The sequence below is a fragment of the Leeuwenhoekiella sp. CH_XMU1409-2 genome (genome assembly GCF_037029365.1).
Taxonomy (GTDB): Bacteria; Bacteroidota; Bacteroidia; order Flavobacteriales; family Flavobacteriaceae; genus Leeuwenhoekiella; species Leeuwenhoekiella blandensis.
The window spans coordinates 162,054-184,220 of sequence record NZ_JAYMEI010000008.1; the positions used below are offsets into that span (position 1 = coordinate 162,054).

13 protein-coding genes and 1 pseudogene are annotated in these 22,167 nt (G+C 39.4%); 5 read left to right on the forward strand and 9 right to left on the reverse strand.

All coding sequences use genetic code 11. The annotated features are described in order from the left end of the window. Positions 1-145, forward strand: a pseudogene (locus WA338_RS18900) (IS3-like element ISLbl2 family transposase); the annotation flags it as partial. Positions 146-895: 750 nt separating this feature from the next. On the opposite strand, the gene WA338_RS10730 reads toward WA338_RS18900, so the two are convergent. From WA338_RS10730 to WA338_RS10750, 5 genes are all read right to left on the reverse strand, one after another. Further along, positions 896-1,714 carry a DUF3800 domain-containing protein gene (locus tag WA338_RS10730; RefSeq protein ID WP_273016556.1) on the reverse strand — a complete coding sequence of 273 codons (819 nt, stop codon included), beginning with the start codon at positions 1,712-1,714 and terminating at the stop codon, positions 896-898. A gap of 920 nt (positions 1,715-2,634) precedes the next feature. Then, positions 2,635-3,357 carry a hypothetical protein gene (locus WA338_RS10735; RefSeq protein ID WP_273016558.1) on the reverse strand — a complete coding sequence of 241 codons (723 nt, stop codon included), beginning with the start codon at positions 3,355-3,357 and terminating at the stop codon, positions 2,635-2,637. A 540-nt stretch (positions 3,358-3,897) separates the two neighbouring features. Further along, positions 3,898-5,196, reverse strand: a complete 1,299-nt coding sequence (locus WA338_RS10740) for a hypothetical protein (protein WP_272984565.1) — start codon at positions 5,194-5,196, stop codon at positions 3,898-3,900. 166 nt (positions 5,197-5,362) lie between these two features. Next, the gene (locus WA338_RS10745; RefSeq protein WP_272984564.1) at positions 5,363-7,387 is read right to left on the reverse strand and encodes a hypothetical protein; all 2,025 of its coding nucleotides are present in this window, start codon (positions 7,385-7,387) and stop codon (positions 5,363-5,365) included. 309 nt (positions 7,388-7,696) lie between these two features. Further along, positions 7,697-7,999 (reverse strand): hypothetical protein, encoded by a 303-nt coding sequence (locus WA338_RS10750; protein WP_272984563.1) that lies wholly within the window; start codon positions 7,997-7,999, stop codon positions 7,697-7,699. A 1,210-nt stretch (positions 8,000-9,209) separates the two neighbouring features. Here WA338_RS10750 and WA338_RS10755 point away from each other — a divergent pair. From WA338_RS10755 to WA338_RS10765, 3 genes are read left to right on the forward strand one after another with little or no spacing between them, the layout of a single operon-like run. After that, the gene (locus tag WA338_RS10755; protein WP_272984562.1) at positions 9,210-12,206 is read left to right on the forward strand and encodes a SusC/RagA family TonB-linked outer membrane protein; all 2,997 of its coding nucleotides are present in this window, start codon (positions 9,210-9,212) and stop codon (positions 12,204-12,206) included. Positions 12,207-12,218: 12 nt separating this feature from the next. Next, positions 12,219-13,628: a RagB/SusD family nutrient uptake outer membrane protein gene (locus WA338_RS10760; protein WP_272984561.1), complete on the forward strand. Its 1,410-nt coding sequence runs from the start codon at positions 12,219-12,221 to the stop codon at positions 13,626-13,628. Positions 13,629-13,637: 9 nt separating this feature from the next. Next, positions 13,638-16,199, forward strand: coding sequence for a S9 family peptidase (locus WA338_RS10765; RefSeq protein WP_272984560.1), 2,562 nt, complete (start codon positions 13,638-13,640; stop codon positions 16,197-16,199). A gap of 67 nt (positions 16,200-16,266) precedes the next feature. On the opposite strand, the gene WA338_RS10770 is transcribed toward WA338_RS10765, so the two are convergent. From WA338_RS10770 to WA338_RS10785, 4 genes are all read right to left on the reverse strand, one after another. Continuing rightward, positions 16,267-16,554, reverse strand: coding sequence for a hypothetical protein (locus WA338_RS10770; protein ID WP_272984559.1), 288 nt, complete (start codon positions 16,552-16,554; stop codon positions 16,267-16,269). Positions 16,555-16,631: 77 nt separating this feature from the next. Further along, positions 16,632-18,125 carry a MauE/DoxX family redox-associated membrane protein gene (locus tag WA338_RS10775; RefSeq protein ID WP_272984558.1) on the reverse strand — a complete coding sequence of 498 codons (1,494 nt, stop codon included), beginning with the start codon at positions 18,123-18,125 and terminating at the stop codon, positions 16,632-16,634. A gap of 85 nt (positions 18,126-18,210) precedes the next feature. After that, complete coding sequence (locus tag WA338_RS10780) at positions 18,211-19,116, reverse strand: helix-turn-helix domain-containing protein (protein WP_272984557.1); 906 nt, start codon at positions 19,114-19,116, stop codon at positions 18,211-18,213. An 11-nt stretch (positions 19,117-19,127) separates the two neighbouring features. Next, entirely contained in the window at positions 19,128-19,496 is a 369-nt protein-coding gene (locus WA338_RS10785; RefSeq protein ID WP_272984556.1) for a DUF7793 family protein, read from the reverse strand. 224 nt (positions 19,497-19,720) lie between these two features. Between WA338_RS10785 and WA338_RS10790 the strand changes: the two genes are divergently transcribed. Continuing rightward, positions 19,721-22,126, forward strand: a complete 2,406-nt coding sequence (locus tag WA338_RS10790; RefSeq protein WP_272984555.1) for an aminotransferase class I/II-fold pyridoxal phosphate-dependent enzyme — start codon at positions 19,721-19,723, stop codon at positions 22,124-22,126. The last annotated feature ends 41 nt before the right edge of the window (positions 22,127-22,167 follow it).

A 22,167-nucleotide genomic window follows, 5' to 3' on the forward strand; every position in this document is an offset into this window, starting at 1 on the left:
AATATGGATGGAAGATTACAATAAGTATCGTCCCCATGACTCACTGGGCAAAATAGCACCAGTGCAATACGCAAAACTTCATTCTCTTGGGGCTAGCCCCAAGAGAATGAATAACAATAATTTTAAACCAGTTTTGGAAAATTAAGCAGTTCTAACCGGGGGAAGCTTACACGTCTACAACAAATTTCTGCTCTTTTGTAAGTCCAGTATTTACATTTTTGACATTCGAAGACATCAAAAAATTCAAAATCTCTTATTATTTTAATACTTTTTGACTTACACTCTTTATTGAAACATTCTATCATTTAAACTTTTTTTATATATAATTTTGAGATCACAAATAAATAAATTTGATAGATCCAAATTGAAAATCTAAAAAAGTGTAATCTTCAAAATTTAAACTCTATAAAAGACAATAAACATTACTCGTCTCGGTTTTTGTACCAGACAATAGGATTGAAATGATTTTTTTTTTAATAAATCAAACACTAATTGTTAGCCCACCGCCACAAACTGGCGACTTTAGAGGTCCTTAAAACCGGAATATTCAGTTATGAATTTTAAATACTATTTTATCGAGATAAAAGCTCTATATAATCAGGTAAATCATTTGGAACGCAATTAACTGTAAACAAGTAAGTCCCTCCTTGGGGAAACGGGTCGTAATCTGTATGCCTTATACCTAGCACCTTCATTTGCCCAAGTGGAGATATTTTAACTCCGGCCTCCGTAGCTCTTTTTTCGTAGTATTTGAGAATCATCTATTCTAATTTTATATCAGTAACAAAATTTAATTCAATAAATCGGACATATTTTTTTCAGTCACCAGTCACAGACTGGCGGGAGCGGGGTACCGTGGGCATATGCTCACGGCCGCCTACTCGATTAGCGATTGTTATTTTATACATTCTGGTGCGTATTGATAGAATAATTCGGTGCATTCACATCTTCCTTTCTTAGGATAAGTAGCACTTTTTGATAATGATGATTTGTTAATCAGTTCAAACCAATTTGCAATAATTTCTGCTTCTCCATCATATTTTTCGTTTTGAGAACCTTGGCAAAGTTCCATATGCCGTCGTAGGAAATAACAAATAAAATCTGCTAATTGAATAAGTCCAACATCTCTACTATCAACAAAATGTGGTACATCTATTAATTGGTTAAATTTTTCTTGTTTTTTTTCATTCCTGTTGTAATAACTATCCGTCCAATCTGGTGAATTAAGTAGTAAGTCCGTAAATCTCTTTTCTTCTCTTTCCTCGTTATCAAAAATCATTAAGAAATTCCCTTTGTTTTTCTTCTGTTTTTGATATTCTTTTTGCATTGATAATGCTAAATGCGTTGCCATAAATCTCCAAAGAGTAGAAATATCAACTGCTCTTTTGTCTTCTTTAAATTCATTGTGAAACTTTTCCTTATCAACTCCTACAAATACAATCGGGTGTTTTCGTTCTTGAAGCCAATTAAAAATTAATTCTATGATTTCTTTTCTTTGATTACCGTCCATTCCTCTAAAAGCACCATTACCTGCATAAAAATCTCTAGTGTGAATTTCTGCAATTTCTTTTCCGATAATCTTTTCGATATCATTTATAAGTTTAGACCAATGTTCTTTGGTCAAACGCATTCGATAAGAGTCAGCAATTACTCCTACCATTACAGCAAATGGTTCATCTCCTGTTCCGCTTTCATCTATGTAACAGAATTTCATTGTTTGTAGTTGTTTTTCATAATAAATGCTAACTGATTATATCAACATAAAAAGTACAGATATCCCCTCAAAATCTACAGGATATCAAACCTTTAGCGTTGCATTTATAAAAATAGAACTTTGTCTTAAAAAAAGTTTACTGAATCCTGTAATCCCTGATTTAAACTAAAAAAAGGGGATAAATCCCCTTAAAACACCCTTTTGTTCGAGTGTACTTCCAGTTTTCTTCGGATGTTGTTCGAGAAACACCCCCTTTTACCGAAGCGCTCTCGAAGGATCCCCGAACAAGACTCGAAGCAAACCCTCTAAAAACCGAATCTCCATGCCGGAGTAGTCTATAGTATGTAAAGGGATGCTGCAGTATGCGAGACCGTGCAAGTTCCTGCAAGTACAGCCATTTAAAGCAGCTTATTATATTGGGAATTTTAGGAATTGTGTTTCTTGAAAAGGTTGAACTGCATCCATAACTAGTGCTTGCGAACCGCTACCCTGTCGTTCCCATAGTGTTAGTATACCGTTACCCTGCCTTTGCTATGCGCTATCCCCGGGTGAACCGTGGGTGAACCTCGGGTGAACTGCGGATGAACCTTGGGTGAAAGTGGTTCTGGAATATTTAAAATGGAATACTTGCAGCACGAAATGCTCGGAAAAGGTAATTGACTAGGCTTCTCTTAAAGAATTAACCTGCCAACTGTAAAAGAGCCTTTCCCCTATCCTATTATGTGCTGGTTTGGCGAAAGACATCTTTACCTTACCTTAGTAAACATAAAGTATTTATAAGGCTTTGTCAAGAGGTATAGCCCATAGGCTAAATATATTTTTAACTATCAGCGTTAACTCAAACGCTGCAACTCTGCCGGAGCGTTAGGGTTCCCGTTATGCAACGGGACCGGCTGTACCGACCGCACGAACGCTAGTTATTACCCAACGTTTTTTATTTCGCCATATCTTCTATCAACATCTTTAATTAGCTTATTGAAAAAAGTTTTAATTAAATTCAAAATTTCAGTCACATACTCATCATTATTTATTTCAAGAATATTATCATTTCCGAATTTTCTTATTGATAGTCCATTTGTCTGTTCAACAAATTGTAATTTATTTTTATCAATTTCGGAATTGCTGTGAGCAATTTTATTCCGAACGTATTTGTGCTGTCTTATCAGATTATATTCGTCTTGAACATTCGCTGGATTTAATTCGAAAACCTTTGTCAGATATAACCAATATTTATGAATATAATCACCTCCCGTAATATGTTTTGTTTTTACCCTGAAATCAAATTCATCTTCAACTAATTTTGAAATAAGCTTTAACTGTCCTTCCAAAATTGAAAAAATAGAAAGCAATGACGCTTTTCTATAATTCTGTAGTATTTGATTATTTATCTTTTCAGTATCACCGTAATAATGCCCATAGTATTGTGCTTGTCTTGAGCCTTCCTCATAATTTTTAGGCTTAGCTTGTAATTCAGCATCATTTGCAACTTTAGCTCGAAACTCTGCAATCAATGTTTTACTATATTTTTCGGAATTTGATATAAGTTTCTTTTCCGCTATTAGCAGATTGTCAAGGTCATCATCATAGTAGTATAATATTCCCCAATGATTAATTTTAAAATCATCACTATTTAAGTTTATCATTTTTTTTGGTCAAATGTTGGGTAATGTCAGTCGGTCTCAAAACTACCTGTTTATGTTTTTAAAAGTAGTAGAAGTGGCTGCGATATCCAACATAAATATCATAAGAGGTATTTTAAGTTGTGAGGTTATTACTTGAGGTTTGAGGCTTTCTAAGCTCTATAATAGCTTTAAAATGGGCAAGAAGCTGTGTTTTGTTCTGTTTTTATCTGATACCTTAAGCCTGAACAACTTTTAAAATTAAATACCCTAAAGTAATAACAGCTCTCCGCCATTGCCTACAACCTCAAAACCTGCCTGCGGCAGGCAGGAATACCTTAAGTTCACCCAAAAACGAGTGAAAAGCGGAGCAGGAATGCTCGCTTCCTTTTTTTTGCTGAAAAACAGACTAACAAACATCGATACATCGGTTTTAAGAGTTCTGAATTTGGTCTAAAACCAAGTTAATCAAAAAAAGAAAAACCGCTTAGAGCGGCTTATTTATGTTCATAATATTGCGTTTTACAGTCTTGTGCAACGGTTATCATTGTTGTGCGCTGGCTTTTATTTGTTCAAATTATAAAAGAAATCTTTAGTCTTTTCGTCATCAACAAGCAATTCTAAAAACTCTTTCGTATCATCTCTGATTTCAGGTTTGTTTAGAAGAATATTTGCTAAACTTCTTAATCTATTCAGTTGATTTTTATAAGTTATTCTTTGTTTTAGTTTTGCGTCAGTTTTGATTGCTTTTACAAAAGATTCAGCAGAATTATTGTCAAAATCCTCAAACATTTCTGAAATTCTTGGTGCAGCAGAATTTGAGTAAAATTCAGTTCTTGAATAATAATGACTACCACCTTTATAACCAACATAAGTTTTAGTCAGTGCGCAAACATATCTGTCAATTATGTCTTCTGGAATGTTTGAACCTAACCTTTGTAATTTTTTTACAACAACTCCCTCTTCAGACCATTTATCTAAGCTATCCTCAAGTTCTGTTACTAGTGGTTCATAAATTATACGTCTGCTTGCTAAAGAAACATATCGGAAACCATCAATAAGTGAAAAAATATCACTGGCTTTTTCTATTACTGTTGAATTCCCAGCAACCATTAATTTGTCAAATCTTTTTCCAATTTCCTGTCTTATCTCTTTGGAAATAACTTTCCATAAAACAGGATAACTAAATTCAATATTACTTTTAAGTCTTGTTGAAGCACTATCTCCAGTATATAGAGTAAAAAGTCTGTTTGCTGTCTCTTTCTTATATATATCTGGTAAATCTGAAAATGCTTGCTCCACAGCAATATCACTTTTACTAAAATCATCACTATCCATAGTCAAGATGTATTCATTTACATCTATGATTGGAATTGGATAAGGTTGTGATAGAACATAACGATTACAATCGGAAATCATATCAAATACCTTAAATAATGTTGGGTCTGAACTGTCTGGATGACCATCAAAAATATTCCTTGTTTCTCTTGCCTGATGAAGAAGTTTTTTTGCTTCCCAGCCAATAGCTCCTATTTGATAAGCACCATCTATCAATTCAAAATCTGTTAAGTAGTTTTGAAAATCTTCGTAAGTTTTTATTGTCTTTTTGGGTGAAACTTCTTTGTTGAATAAATCAACACTTCTATGAATTACTTTTCTTCTTAAATCATCTACAACAGCATTCCAATAACTACCAATTGTACTTCGAAGTCCGCCAGCGGCAAGAACTTTTCTTGCTTCAATGATGTACTTGTTATCAGCAAATTCATCTCGAACATTGGTCAATTCCTTTTGTAAGTAATCGATTTTGTCTAAAGGAATTAGAACTTCGGCATTTGTTTTTGATGGTAAATTATCTCCCATATTCGGTTTTTTTCAGCTTGCGCACAACGGCTCGGGTATGAAACGTAGGGCATTTCGAAGCACTTAACTGTCCGCCCGAAACCAAGCTAACTAAGAACCCGAAACTTGCGGAAACCACTGTCCGCCCTATGTTTTATACCCATTGTTGCCTTCAGTACTTTTCTTTCTACGCGAAAAGTTTGTCGAAAAATGCACTATGTCTATTTTGGGCTATATCTAATAATTTTCTAAATGTCATAACTTCAATATGCATATTCAATTCAGACTGAATTTTGTAATAAGTACCAAATGGCGTTTTCTTCCATCCTTTTCCTTCGTTGAATTTCGCTAAAAGTGGCGGAATTACGTCTAAAACTATGAATCCGAATTTTGGGGTATTTTCCGTTATTATAACGTGATTTCCTTTATAATTTTTTTTGTCTTGCTTGTAAAGAAATTCATCAAAATAGGGTTCCACTAAATCAGAGAATTGCCATCTATAATCTCCTTTGTTTTTCTGATGAGCAATTTCTCCTGGACGCTTAAACTCAAAAATCACCATTGAATTGACTTCTCCTGCACTTCTATTTCCAAAACTAATTGGATTGTCAAACATTTCAGGGTTATCTGTTAAAAGTAAATCAGGTTCTTTACTACTTTTCTTTTGTGAAAATGATGTTATAGATTTATCTGAAGCGATAAACTTATAATTAATAAACCTTTCGTCCAATAACCATAGATTATGGTTCTCGTATGAGATTTGGTCTTTAGTTAAACCCATAGGGAAAATTATATTGTGAACATCTTCCTCTAATTTATATCTACCTTCTTCATCAGCATCTAAAAATTTCTCAAACAATTGGATTATTGCTTTACGTCTTGTCATATAATCCGCTAAACTGTCAATGTCGTATGCAGTTTTTTCTCTTATGTCATCTTTTATTTCCTCAATTGATTCTTCACTAATATGTTTTTCCGAAATGAATTTTTCAATATGATTTTCAACCTTTTTACGTGCCGAATATGAAATCTTATATAGATGTTCCTCTAGTTTATCTTCCGAAAGATTTGGTGGAATAGAATCTAAAATTGCAGGATTTTTTAAAAAACTCCTGTATCTAGGCGCATTATTAATTATGTAGTTTTCTATTTGCTTTTGACTTTTAATTTTAGAGTCTTTTACAAATTGGTCATATTCATCTTCTAAAACATCTGTTAGTTTTTCTTCAATATCTTGAAATGTAACCTGTTCTGAATTGTTAAAAAGTAGATTTTCGTTTTCTTTTGGAATATTAAATCCGTTTCTAGTGCTAAATGCTTTTTGATTTAAAAATTCCGACACTACATAAACATCTAAAAAATATAAATTTCCGTTTTTAGAAATAGGATAATTGAATAGGCTATTGAAATTCTTAATGTTTTTTGGATTACCAACTACTCGTGAATTTGCACAATAATAAACGTAATTGTTCTTTCTGTTTCCTTCTTTTGGTGTTTTAGTAATGTAAATTTTAAAAGGATGATTTTTTACAGTAAATGTTCTTTCTTTTTCTTTTGATACTCTTGCAAAAAGGTCATTTATATATTCTGCTTCTTTGCCTTCTTCATCATAAACGACAATACTTGGTAAGGAATCATTGAGGTAATAAATTAAACAATGTTCCATAATTTTTTCTGAAATCTGAATTAATGATAAGGCAGATTTTTCTTTAATAATTTCATTAAAGCAATTACTTAATTCAACAGTTGTTTTTGATTCTGGTTTGTCAGAAATCTCAAATTTTATTGGTTTGAGTTCGTCATTTGGGTTAAATTCAAATTCTCTATAATGCCAATCTCCATTTTCAAAATAGTTACTTCTTGCTTTTAAATTTTCAAATGCGGCTAAAACTGTAAATCTACCAATGCCTTTACATCCGAATTCTTTATTTATTTTTGAGAAAGGTGTTTCAAATGATTTGTAATTTTTCTCGTTGAATCCAATTCCATTATCAGTAATGACAATGCTATCAATAGTTCTTATATTGTCGAAGTTTGCTTGCTTGGGTGAACTACCTCGAATGATTTTTACTTGAATAATTTTTTCATCATTTGGCTTGTCCGATTGTTGTAAGCTAATAACAGAATTTACTATACATTCCATCATTGGTAATAAAACATCATCAGCTGTTAAATCAACAGTTTCAACAATATTTTCGACAGGTACAATCATTCTTTATAGTTCGTTTTTCAGTATTGTAGGCAACTCGTTATATCAGGATAAATATACCTATTATCCCTTTATAAGTATCGGGATAACAGGAACTATTGTTCCGGTTTATCAATAAATGAAATCAAGTTATTCTTTTCTATATATATCTGTACACAGAAAACTACAAGCTCTTTGCATAAGGTAGGTAATTAAGGATTTATTAAACTGTATAGCTAATTTAGGACGGGTCAACAGGATAGGATCCTCTAGGCAAAGCCCAGGCAAAGGCCATGTTAGAATATGAAGAATTATAAATTATCTAGAGTTTAATTAATTGATTTTAAAAAAGTAATCGTCTGTTAAGAATTTGGAATATTTACTTTCAACAATTTTAAAAAAATCAGAAAGTTTAATTCCGTGATTAAAACACATAGTAGTTAAAGTAGATAGCGGTAAGTTATATCCATCTTCTTGTTGGATTTTTTCAATTACGTGATAGTTAACTCCATACTTTTTACCATACTTTCTGGAGCTTATATCTTCATCTACTAACCATTCATCATTTATATACTTGCAGACATATTTATCTACTGTATAGATCTTCTTTTTTTTTATAGTGCTACCATCCGCCATTAGCACAAATGAAAAAAATGTATATATTTTTATTGAGAGCGTACGCTCTCATATTGAATTTTTATTTATATTTACTTCATAATTATATATTTGCGAAACTTCTGTAAATAACATAATAGAAGCATTCGCTTTGAATCTTGGTTCGAAAACTGGTAATTTTAGACAACAAGAGGATAAGCAAGGATGTTCACGACCCGGGCGTGGCATCTCTCTTATCATTGTCAGGTATACCAGTACCCCGAACAGGTAAGCAGAGGCCCGCCCTTTTTTGTATTTAGGGTTTTGTAATCTTCAACCTACTTTTCAAAGTCGTTTTCTTCTCTTTATAAAGCTTCGCATCCCTTTTTCCCCCTAAACTTCAATACGACCATCATGGTCAACATCCCGCACGGGGTGAGGTGTTTAATTTTTAAAGTGATTTTTGCCTATGGTGTATATACGGCTTTCTTTTTCTTGATCGAGCATATTTCTTTAAAAGGATTTGAGAGTAGAGTAAACCCTTTGGGTTTGAATGCTTAGAGGTTCTATTGGATGTTCTTTACTTTTCTTTGCTCGTCCAAAGAAAAGTAACAAAAGAAAGGACACTTTTTCTTAGGTATTTTTCGCCTCAGGGCGAAAACCACAAGAAGTACCCTAAATTTTCTCCAAGGCTTCGAAAATTTTTAACGGGATCTTCTTGCTATACTGAAGAAAAAGAGGGCTAAAGAACAGTATATATTGATCTTAAAGCTACTATATCGCTAAGAACGAGATTTCTCAAATCAGTCAGTTTGATAACTCCTGAATCACAGAGCTTCCTGCGGCTATTCTGAACCGAGGGAAGACAATGGTTTAACCCTTTGGCTATGAGAGCTAAGAATTTAGATTTTAAAATTTATAAAGTAAAAATGTATTAATAATTTAAAAACAAAGAGCATATGACAAACGTGCGAACGGGAGCACACCATCTTGCTAAAGCACCCGTGGGTTACCGGTCATTCCCTAAGTTTAATCGGTAGTTGGGTTGGGGTTGCATGCTACGCGTGCAGCACGGGCTTATACAGTTCCTGTACAAGCACAGGTGAATTAGCCATAAAAAATGCCTATGAAAAAGTAAGAAACACGCGTTAATACGGGTGTTAAGCAAAAGAGCCTTCCCGGTGAGATTGGAGTCCGGCGGGAAGGCGTGAGCTTAAATAAAACTATTGTTTCATTTTAACACGACGAAGTTATGAAAATTTTGACTACGCGCCTTACGGGGGCCGCGTGGATACTTGTTTGCCTATTTTGGGCAACAGGAAATCTACTTTGGGCCACGCCCCAACAAACAGTATCCGGTACCGTTACCGATACACAAGACAATCCCATCCCGGGTGTAAGCATTCGCCTGTTGAACAGCAACACGGGTACGCAAACCGATCTGGACGGGGCCTTTAGCATTCAAGCACAACCTGGCGATACTTTAAGTATCAGCTATCTTGGGTTTAAAACGCTACGCATACCGATAGGGAATCAAACCACGTTTACTATAGCATTGCAACAAGACGTTACCGCTTTAGGCGAAGTGACCATCAACGCGGGCTATTACAACACCACCCGCCGCAAGCAGACGGGTAGTATCGCCCGGGTCACCGCCGACGAGATCGAGCGCCAACCGGTGACCAATCCTTTAGCCGCTTTACAGGGCAGAATGCCGGGGGTGTTTATTACCCAAAATACAGGAGTTCCCGGAGGGGGTTTTCAAATACAAATACGCGGGCAAAATAGTTTGCGGGATGACGGAAACCAACCCTTATATATCATTGATGGAGTGCCCTACTCCTCTGAAAGCATTGGAGATGCCTCAACAAACGCAGCGATTGCGGGCGGCATTAGTCCTTTAAATACGATAGACCCCGCCAGTATAGCCAGTATTGTGGTGCTTAAAGATGCCGATGCAACGGCTATATACGGGTCACGAGGCGCTAATGGTGTGGTTCTTATTACTACCAAAAAAGGAAGTGCAGGAGACACCCGCTTTCAGGTAGGTTATCGATATGGAGTTGCACAGGTGACCAGCCATCTTGATTTGCTCAATACCCAGCAGTATCTCGAAGTACGCCGAGAGGCTTTTGCCAATGATGGCATTACCGATTATCCTGCCAATGCTTATGATATAAACGGTACTTGGGATGAAAACCGGTATACTGATTGGCAGAAGGTATTTATAGGGGGGAGTGCTGCTTACACCGATGTAGATGCTTCTGTTTCCGGAGGTTCAGAACAAACCCGGTTTAGGCTGGGAGGAAATTACCATCGAGAAACTACCGTATATCCGGGAGATTTTGCATATCAAAAACTAGGCATTCAATCGCATGTGGGCCACACAGGTTTAGATGGTAAGTTCAGCTTAGATCTCAGCAACAGCTTTAGTTATCAACGTAATAGTCTGCCCGGTACCAGTCTGCTCAGCAACATTCTCCGGTTGGCTCCTAATGCTCCGCAGTTATACACTGAAGAGGGGAATTTAAACTGGGAAAATTCCACTTGGACCAATCCGCTAAGTCAATTTGAAAAGACCTATTTATCGGACACCTATAACCTCATCACCAATTTGAAAATATCCTATCAAATCCTGCCTGGTTTACTATTGAGCAGCAGTTTTGGTTATACTGATATCCGATTTAACGATGAACTGGCCCAGCCCCATACGCAATATGATCCTGCACTTGGGTATGACAGTTCCAGGTCTATGATAACCAAAAGCCAGAACTTTCGAAAATCCTGGATTGCAGAACCTCAATTGAATTACACGAAACAAATTAAAGATTTTAAGCTGGATGTACTTGCGGGTACTACTTTACAGAATCAAACCTCACATGCTTCACAATACGCGGGTCTTGGATTTTCTAACAACAATCTCATCAGCAATTTAGGCAGTGCCAATGCTGTTGCCATAGGTAATGACACCCAAACTCAGTATAAGTATAGCGCTTTATATGGGAGGATAAATCTTGCTTTTGAGGATCGTTATTACCTCAACCTTACCGGACGAAGAGACGGTTCAAGCCGCTTTGGCCCGGGCAAACAATTCTCCAACTTTGGAGCTGTGGGTGCCGCTTGGATATTCTCCGCAGAAGAAGCTCTTGCAGAATCAGAAATTCTGAGCTTTGGTAAATTGAGAGGGAGCTATGGAAGTACCGGTAATGATCAAATAGGAAATTATCAATATCTGGACACCTATACCTTAACCGGTAGTACGTATGGAGGCGTTTCGGTAGTTGAGCCCTCCCGTTTGTTCAATCCAGATTTCAGTTGGGAAACAACCCGAAAACTGGAACTGGCACTGGAAACCGGATTCTTTAACGATCGACTTCTTTTTACGGCAGCCTGGTTCCGCAACCGCTCTTCCAATCAGTTGGTAGGTATCCCGCTACCGGGTACTACGGGTTTTTCATCTGTGCAAGCAAACCTAGATGCTACCGTTGAGAACCGGGGTTGGGAATTTAGCTTAACAGGAATCCCCATAAATACCGAAAAACTGCATTGGGAAACCAACTTGAACCTGAGTATTTCCCGTAACGAACTCTTAGCGTTTCCCGATCTGGAAGGCTCTACCTATGCCAACCAATATGTTATTGGCGAGCCCTTAAACATTCGAAAGACCTATCGTTATGAAGGTATTGATACAGAAACCGGTCTGTTTCAGTTTACAGACTTTAACGAAGACGGAAATCTTACTGCTCAGGATGACCGGGAATCTATAAAAGACCTGAATCCGGTATTTTTTGGTGGCATACAAAACAGCCTACGCTATAAAAACTTCAGTCTGGATTTTTTGGTTCAGGTTGTCAAGCAAGACAACTACCGAGGAATGTACCTGACGGGTTATCCGGGTTCGCTAGGCGGTCAGACTCCCAATGTTTTAGATCGCTGGCAACAACCCGGGGATGAAGCCAGCTACCAGAAGTATACCAGCGGTAGAGATATTGATTTTGTACTCAGCTACCTGAGGTACAACCAAAGTGATGCGATGATCACTGACGCCTCTTATATACGGCTTAAAAACATCTCCCTGAGCTATAGCTTACCTCAAGACATTCTGCCGGGTATTACCGGCGAATTTTTTCTTCAAGGGCAAAACCTGCTAACCATTACCTCTTATAAAGGCTTTGACCCGGAATCTATTTACATCAGCAGTCTCCCTCCTCTACAGGTATTTACTACCGGAGTGCGCTTTAATTTCTAAATGTATAAACCGATGAAAACACACTATTTAAAATTTGCACCATTAGGTGCGTCTAGAATACTATCAGTTGTAGCGCTAAGTTTAGTCGTATTTACTGCAAGTTGTGAGTCTTTTCTGAAAGTAGACTTACCGGCGTCTCAGTTAACTGCAACCGCGGTATTTGAAGATGAACAAACAGCTACGGCTGCCTTGCTGGGTGTTTATGCTGATATGCGGGCAGCAGGAATTTTAAGTAACCTATACTACCAGATGAGTCTCTATAGCGACGATCTGGATTATTACGGTTCTGCATCTTCTGCTGAGGAGCAATTTTACACCAACAGCCTGATCCCCTCCCATCCTACAGTGAGCAGCTGGTGGAACGCCTCCTATTCTCAGATTTATGCGGCCAACGCGGTATTGGAAGGTCTGGAAACATCAGACTTTAATGAGGCTTTTACCAACCAACTGGAAGGCGAGGCCTTATTGGTACGGGGTCTGGTGCATTTTTACCTGAGTGCGCTGTATGGGGATGTGCCCTATGTACGTACTGCAGATTACCAGCAAAATACGACGGTGGGCAAAACACCCGCTGCCCAAGTACAGGAAGATGCACTGGTCGATTTAAGTCGGGCTGCATCGCTACTGCCTTGGGAATATGCTACAGCAGACCGTACCCGGCCTAATAAAGGCGCTGCTTTAGGTTTCTTAGCGCGGGTAGCCCTGTATGCAGGGGACTGGCAACAGGCGCTGGATGCTGCTAATCTCCTAATAAACCGCAGCGATCTTTATGTCTGGCAGAACGATTTGAACCAGGTATTTCTAAAAGAAAGTGAGTCTACACTCTGGCAATGGTATCCTGCATTTTCTAATCGGAATACGACTGAGGCAAGTGTTTTAGGTTTTACAACAGCTCCTCCGCCCCGCGTTGCCTTGACACCGGGTTTGGTAAGTAGTTTTGATCCTGTAGATGCCCGACTGAGCAACTGGATCAACCCTGTGTCTAATGCTAGCGATACGTTTTATCAGGCCTATAAATATCAAACCCGTAGTAATACTCCTGTTGCCGTAGAATATTCGATTGTGATGCGTCTGGCGGAAGTCTATCTCATACGCAGTGAAGCCTATGCGCGTCTAGATCAACTGGGGCTTGCAGCTCAAGATTTGAATAAGGTACGTGGGCGTGCGGGATTAATCGATGTAGCGTATACCGAGAAAGAAGGCTTAATAGATCAGATACTAATCGAACGCAGACACGAACTCTTTACAGAGGCTGGACATCGCTTTTTTGACCTAAAAAGAACCCATCAACTGGACGCGGTACTCAGTCCTTTAAAAGTGGGATGGAAAACTACTGATGAGCGGTTGCCACTTCCAGAGTCTGAATTGTTAATCAACCCGAATCTGGCGCCTCAAAACCCAGGCTATCAGTCTGAAAACTAATATCCCGCTATGCGATTAAATAATTTAATACATAATGTGCTAGTGGAGTTATCAGTAGTACTAATGCTTTTTGTTTCAGGTGTTCCCTTATGGTCGCAGCAAGCCAAAACGGCTATTCCACGGGAAGACTACAAGCATTGGTACAGGTTGAGTACCACGAAACTTTCAGAGACCGGGGAATGGGTTGGGTTTACCAAACATTATGATGAGCAGGAAGATACTCTTGTAATACAACATACCCGAAATCAAAAGAGCTATAGCTTTGCTGCTGCATCTCTGAATGGATTTATAAGCCCCAATGAGGTATTGATTCATCGTGACAGTATTTCCGAAAGGTATAATCTCAAAACTGGAAAGACGTACGCGCTTTCCGATAAAGCCCAGCTCGTGGAGGATATGCCTAAGGGTTGGTATGCATATTATTATAAGAATATAAAACAATTGCTCATTAGGGGTGCTGCAAAGATTGATAGCTTGAGTATTGACGGGGTTCTCAATTATGAATATGCTCCCGCTGCCCGAGCTTTTTTGATTACCCGGCAAGTAGACAGCTCCCGGGTGCTGGAATTGATTTCACTAGATGGATTGCAGAAAGCAGTACCGGTTCAAGACCTGAAAGGGTATAAGCTCATTGAAACCAGTTGGCAGGAAAGCGGAGCGCGACTGGCTTATACCCTCATACCTGAAATCGAGGATTCTCCAGTTGTAGCTTTTGGAAAACTGGCTGTCTATGATTTGAAAACTCAAGAACATCGCTGGTTGCCACAGGGATTGGTTATGGAAAAGTTTAAAGGATATCAACTCAAGCTGGAGTGGCAGAATCCTTTAGAATTGGATATTGATGGTAGTAAAGTAGTTTTTAGTTACCGGCGACAGCCTTTACTGCAATCAGATGAAATTCCGGAGATCTGGCACAGTACAGATCCTTATTTAGGGCCGGTCATGCGGTACCGTATGGAAGGCGCTAACTTACACCGGGTAGCCTTGTGGGATTTAGTAACCCATGAAATTACAGCAGTTACGGATGAACGCTTTACAGAAGTGGTTTGTGATCCCCAATTAAACTATGCTGTAGTTTACGACCCTTCCTCCTACCGCCCCAGTGCGTTACACAAACCACCTGTTGATTTGTATTTAAAAAACCTTAAGACTGGAAAGATCCAGTTGCTTGAGACTGCTTATACCGGACATAAACTGGATATTGTATTTAGTCCTCAGGGAAGATATCTGGCATACCCCAGAAAGGGACACGTGATTCTCTATGATCTTTTTGAACAAAAGGACGAACTACCGGTGCCCTGGATTGCCACTGGGCAAGCTGATCTAGAAACCAGTAATTTGGTCGCCTGGTATCAGGATGAAGCAGCTGTGCTTTTACAGGGCAAGTACGATCTTTGGGAACTTAAACTGAAATCCAAAAAACTCACTGCACTAACTCAGGGAAGAACCTCCGGTATTGTTCATAAACTGATTAAACCCAGTCGGGACTGGATGCCGAAGCGAAAAGATGCGCTCTTTGTAGAAATGAGTCAGGAATATCCTGAGGGTTATGCGGTTATTGAACCGGGTAAAGAGCAGAAGCTGATCACTTTTGGAACAGATTATTTGAAATGGCCTAAGGTATCAGCAGATTCTAAAACCCTGATATATTCGTCTGAGGCCTATGACCGACCTCCGGCGCTGGAGGTATTTCATTTAGGAGATGCTAAGTCGCAGCGTATCTTTCAAAGCAATTCGCAGTATCAGGAGTATGAGCTTCCCCGGCAGGAATGCATTCACTATACAAATACTAAAGGTGACAGTCTTAAAGGGATTTTACGCTATCCAGTAGGATATGACCCTGATAAGCGCTATCCTATGGTGGTTTACGTCTATGAAAAGCAGAGCCATACCTTTAATCACTATACCAACCCGGGCTTGTATCCCCACGGTGGATTTAACTCAACAAATCTGGTCAACCGTGGCTATTTTGTGTTACATCCTGATATAACCTACCAGTCCGGGGAACCCGCTTTCTCCGCAACGGATTGTATTCTCGCAGGTACTCAAAAAGCCTTACAACAGGTAGATGCTATCGACCCCAAACGTTTAGGACTTATCGGACACTCTTTCGGTGGGTTTGAAACCGGGTTTACCATTACGCAAACCGATCTGTTCGCCACGGCGGTTGCCGGTTCGGGAATCTATGATAACGCTTCCTTTTACCTTTATATTCAGGATGAAGGGGATCCCGCTTATTTTCAATATGAAGAAAACCAGTTGCGAATACCTCAAAATCTATTTCTCGATTATCAGGGTTATCTGGATAACTCAGCCCTTTATCACACCTCAACTATGAATACACCCTTACTCTTATGGTCCGGTAAAGATGATCATCATGTAGATTTCAACCAGACTCTGGATTTTTACATGGGGCTTAAGAGGTTGCAAAAGCCGGTGACTATGTTGTTATATGCTGGAATGCATCATTCTGCATATAAACATTTTCAACAAATAGATCTTTGTCTAAAAGTGGAGCACTGGCTTGATCATTACCTGAAAGGTGTTCCTGCAGAATCTTGGGTAAAATAATTACATCATTTCAAAGCAAAAGGGTGAACCTGATGGTTCACCCTTTCTTCATCTGCCTAATCAAAGTTTATGGCAATGGGCGGTACAACACCTCAGTACAATTTCCAAACTGATCCAGACCCAAAATCTGAGCTTTAGCGGGATCATAGTCTACAGTACAGAGTATGGTTGTATTAACTTCTGTACACATCTCCCGAGGTTCACAATTGATTTCATTGCCATTCTCAACGCGTTCATAGCCTTGTACTTCAGTTGCGCTTTTAGCACGTTCAGCCATTGCCTGTGTGGCAAAGGCACCGGTTAAGGCCACTGCTACAGCTAAGGCTCCTAAGCGGTTTTTTACTAGATTTTTCATAATATTAAAATATTAAATGACGATCTACTCTATATTTTAGCAGGTTTTCGATCTTACCCCTGCAACCATGATTATCGTTAGTGGGTGACATTTAGTAAGAGATTGAGATCGTAAACGACCAGGTGGTTTCCAGCAAAGCCGTAAAAGCGCTTATCGCTTACAAAAAAGTGGGTGAGTCGCTGGTCTTCTTCAGGGTAGACATAAAAGCTGCTGCGGTAACTGCCGTCTTCAAGACTATAGACATCAATAGTCTCGGTCCGCTCCCAGGTTTTGGCAGGTTCATAGCGTCCTTTTACTTTAGAGTGTACATATAAGAGAGCTTTATGACTATAGGTACCTGCATTGACCAATACGGAGCCCGTAAGTTTATGCTGCCTGGGTTTAGAGATCGAGTCGATACGTAATTGCGCGCGCGCTATGGTATCGAGGGTATGACCGGTATACATCAGTTTTAATTCGGGATCCAGTAACCGGAAACTGTTGCGGTAGTTATAGGTATACACCCATTGTTTAGTATGGTAATCATGACTCAAATGGCCATCTACATCAAAATAGCCGTCTACCTGTTTTTGTAAAATTCCGGTTAAGGAGCGGGAGCTTAGAGAATCTCCTAATTTGATTTGTACCAATTCCAGCTGGCCGGTATGCGGATCAAAAGCCCTTGCTATTAAGTGAATAGTATCTCTTAACGCATAGTTGCTAAAAGCACGGGGTCCGTCCCAGCGTTTGTTGGTGTTCCATTTCCCAAGGTTTCCTCGTAGTACCCGGGAAATTTGACCATCAATCAGGTAGAAATATGGGGAACTTACGCGTAGCTGCACTGCCGTAGAAGGTAAATCAGCTTCGGAGACCTCTAGATTCTGCACGAACAAGCTGTCCTTCTGCAAGTCTAGCACGCCCATTTTAAGTGGTGTATTGTAATTGCCTAAATACACCACATTACCATCCAACCCGGCCAGATAATACGAGGAGCTTTGTAAATCGACTCTTTTGATTTTTTGAACTCCGTGGGAATATCTTCTGATAAACGGATTCTCATTATGAATCAACTGTTCAGAATTCCAGTACAGCAAGACTACCGCTAGAGTGGAAAAGAATACGATACCTCCAGATATCAGACCTGTACGGATCGTTAATTTATCTGATTGCCGATGAGTCTCAAAGATCAAAGCACTGGCAGCCAACAGCACACAAACCCCATTAAAAATCAGATGTTCCGTCCATCCCAGAGATTCCAGAATCCCACCACAAGAGCACGGCACAAAATCGGCGTAGTTGAGAATGATGATGATATAGGTCGTAAAAGCTGTCATCAGACTCAGGCTACCCAACAAACCGGCTTTACGGGTTTTTGGAAACATCAAGAGTCCGCTTAGTACATATTCACTCAACGGAACCAACCAAACCAATACTCCGGCATACGCACTCAATAAAGGGGATTGCCCTAGCTGGACGCTAAAGGCTTCGAAATCCAAGAGCTTTGCGGTGGCGGCATAAACCCATAAGAGTATAAAAAAGAAACCTATACCCTGAACTGTATGATGTACTACGCGATTCTTACTATTCTGCATCTTTAAACTTTATACCCTAAAGTTCTAAAGGATTTCTACATATGCTGTTGTCTTAGCAGCAGGTTAATTTGTTTAAAGTGGCGGACTATAAAAAAGATTTGCGGTAATAACTAGGCGCCATATTGTACTTTTCTTTAAACATCCTTGAGAAATGCGCCAGATCTTTATAGCCACATTGCTGGGCGATCTCATAGATGGGTTGTTCGGTGGTTTTTAATAACATGGAGGCGTGCTCCAGGCGTTTTTCATTATGAAATCTATGGATGGTAGTCCCGTAGGCTTTTTTAAACTCAGTTTTGAGCTTGGTCTGGTTGGTTTTATGCAGCAAACCTATTTGTTTCAGGGGCGGCAGGGGACGGTTTAGATTCTGCAACACATACAATTTGACCGTGCGGGTCAATATGCGGTTGGATGAACTCTTGGAGCGCAGTCTGCGATTCGCAGTAGATTCAACTGCCGGATCTTTCTTGATCTGCTCTTGATTTGCTTGGTGTTTAAGGGTGAGTAGATACCCTGCCTTATTGTTATTTTTTTGCATTAAACGCAGACAGCAGGAAACCCGAATAATGCGCTTATCGGGAACATTGAAGTCCAAATAAAAAGAAGAACGCGGCCTGTGGGGATGTTCTTGGAGTACTTGCAGCTCATCCTCAAGAATACTGAAAGTTTCTGTAGACAACAAGTGTTTTAGATTTTTGGGAAGCTTAGAACTATCATATCCTAAAAAAGACTCGAATTGTGTAGAACAAAATTTGATCTTATACCTAGGATCAAAAAGCAAGATTTGCAGATTGGCCGGGGTTGGGGTTTGCGGGATGAGTTCGTAACTGAAGGAAGCGATCTCTTCTGACATCATATTGAGTAGTTCGGCTAAGGTATCCAGATGGTCTCTCCTACCCGATAGTTTATTGCGGTAAGCAAAATTACCCGATGCAATCTCATAGATCTGCTGAAATAATTGTTCAAAGCGTTCTGTATCTCCCCGTTCCATAAGCTTTAGCATTATTTATTGGCCTCCAAAAACTCAAGCGCTTGCTCCCGATCGGTAAAAATTTGAGTGGGATAGTTTCCTTTAGCCATATGCACATACATTTTAGAGATGGCAAAAGCGTGCGGATCGGCGACCAAAAGCGCCAGGGCTTTGGTCATCCAAGCCCCTTCGTGCGCGAGGTAATCCCGAGCCTCTTTCACCGAATACTGCACCCCGCGCAAGTCGCAAAAAATAGGATACTTCACCTGATTTTGAACCACAAAGCGTTCCTGCACGATTTTTTTAGCCTTGGGTAAGTCGAGTATGGGTATAGGCTTATAGATGAAGTAAAAAATCCCATCTGCGATCCACATTTTAGCATACGTTCCATCCACGACCATCCCGTATAAGTTTTGGAATACTTGAAATTAGGGAAATACAAGTACTATCAATTTGATTGAAAAGTCAATAAATTTTAATAAAAACGCGTAAATCAAACCATTATCCATCCCGTTTACTTGTACTAAAAGGTGAAATATTTGTCTCAAAAGACTAACCTTAAGTACCTCCCCTACTACCTGAGCATATATTGGCTAGTTTCAAGTATGAATTAAAATCTTAGGGAATGGCGAAAATTAAACACAACAATTTTTTGGATACGGTAGACCAAGTGATTACCGAGGCCAAGGCTGAAGGCATCTTGCATTTGAGAGCAGAAGATGCGTATCTTACAGGCAGGCAGATTACCGTGAATGGTATAGCCTGTTATCATTTTGGAAATACCGGATATTTAGGTTTAGAACAGGATGAACGTTTAAAAATTGGAGCTATGGAAGCCATCTCGCGCTATGGCACCCAATTTCCGCTATCAAAGACCTACCTCGCTCACCCGTTGTATGAAGAGCTAGAAGAAAAACTAGAACTACTTTTTGAAAACCCAGTGATCATCACTAAAAACAGTACCTTGGGACATTTGGCAGTGATCCCTACCGTGGTACGTGATGAAGATGCCGTATTGCTGGATCATCAGGTACATTGGAGTGTACAAAATGCAGCACAACTTCTAAAAGTAAGAGGGGTTCCGGTACAGCTGATACGGCACAATAATCTGGAAATGCTGGAAAGCCAAATCCAAAAACTAAGTTCTAAGGCAGCTAAAATTTGGTATATGGCCGATGGCGTGTATTCTATGTATGGGGACTATGCACCTGTTAAGGAATTGATCGAACTCTCCAAGAAATACCCACAACTCCATCTGTATTTTGACGATGTACATGGGATGAGTTGGCGTGGCAAAAACGGCATGGGCTACGTCATGAGTCAATTAGAACGTCTACCTGAAAATGTACTGGTTTTTGGCACCCTGAGTAAAACCTTTGGGGCATCGGGCTCCGTTCTGGTCTGTTCCAATAAAAAGTTTTACGATCAGATTAAAAACTTTGGTGGTCCCCTAACCTTCTCTGCCCAATTAGAACCCAGTGCTGTAGGTGCCGCTATAGCCTCAGCCAACATTCATTTATCAGATGAGATCTACTCCCTGCAAAAAGCACTCAACTATCGCATCAACTATTTCAATCAACGATTGGCAAACACCCGTTTACCACTGATTGCTCGCAACAGTTCTCCCGTCTTTTATATCGGTACGGGCTTGCCGGCCACGGGTTATTTGCTCGTAAACTGGTTGATGCAGCAAGGCATCTATGTCAACTTAGGTTTATTTCCTGCGGTTCCTTCCAAAAATACCGGGCTTCGCATCACCATATCGAATCATAATACCTTAGGTGATATTGACTACTTGATCCAAGAATTGATCGCGCATCACGAAAAAGCGCGTATCATAAGTAATAATTCCCTTGAACGTATAGGGAAAGCCTTTCGGATGGATTTTAAAGATGCTAAACCTTTTGCGATCAACAATCAGGATTTTCAGCTACAAGAATATAAATCAATAATCGGAACTGATTCTTCACTTTGGGATTCTACCATAGGAAAGAACAATATGCTGTCACAAAATGGTCTCATTCTTTTAGAAAAGACCTTTAAGCATGCTAAAGAACAGGAGCACCAATGGCGCTTTAGGTATGTACAAATCGTGGATGATGCCAACTGCCCGATCCTGATGACCTTTTTAACCGAGAGCCTTTGGAAAAATGATATGCTTGCTCCGGCATCGGTATCCCAAAAACTAGAACAGCAACGCAAATCAGACCCCTATTTACAAACCGCTCGGGTGCTGTCTCTAGGCTGCTTATTTACCGAAGGCAATCACCTCTACGTGAATGAAGAGCATCCACAGGTTGAAAAAGCGCTAAAACAATTGCTGGAGTATATTGAAAACCTGGGGCATACCTGGAAGGTCGATATGACCGTTCTTCGGGATTTTGATATGAATTATAAATGGTCTAAACTATTTCAAGATCAGGGATACTTCCCAATGGACATGCCTGAATCCTGCGTGCTACAAAACTTGAATCATAAAATGGAAAAGGATTATACACAATACCTTTCCAAACGATCCCAAAAGCATTTTAAAAAGGATATTGAACCCTATATGCATTTGGTTAAAGCGAACATTGTGAAGCGCGTCAGTAGCAAAAACATGAAGATGTACTACGACCTCTATCTACAAGTAAAGGCCAAAAATTATGGTCTGAATACCTTTACCTACCCCTTTGACGTGTTTGAAGCGATGTGCGCCCATCCCAATTGGGAGTGCATCCTGCTCAAGGCGGTTGAAGATCAGCGCGTGTTGGGCGTTATGTTTTGCTATAAAAATTATTCTGGTACCTACGTTCCCAGTCTAATCGGTATGGATTACCGGTATCTCGAGGAGTTTCAAACCTATAGACAGCTTTTGTATCAAACTATTTTAAGAGCCCGGAAACTGCATATGAATCAGATCGATTTTGGTATGAGTGCTAATTTTGAAAAGCGCAAACTAGGAGCTACAGTTATACCCAAGCAAGCCTTTGTGCAAACCGATGACAATTACCTTCTGGAGCAATTAGAAATGATGCGCACAAACGCTTAGGCCATGTACTGTTTCAATCCTTATTAAGATCCCTACACCTA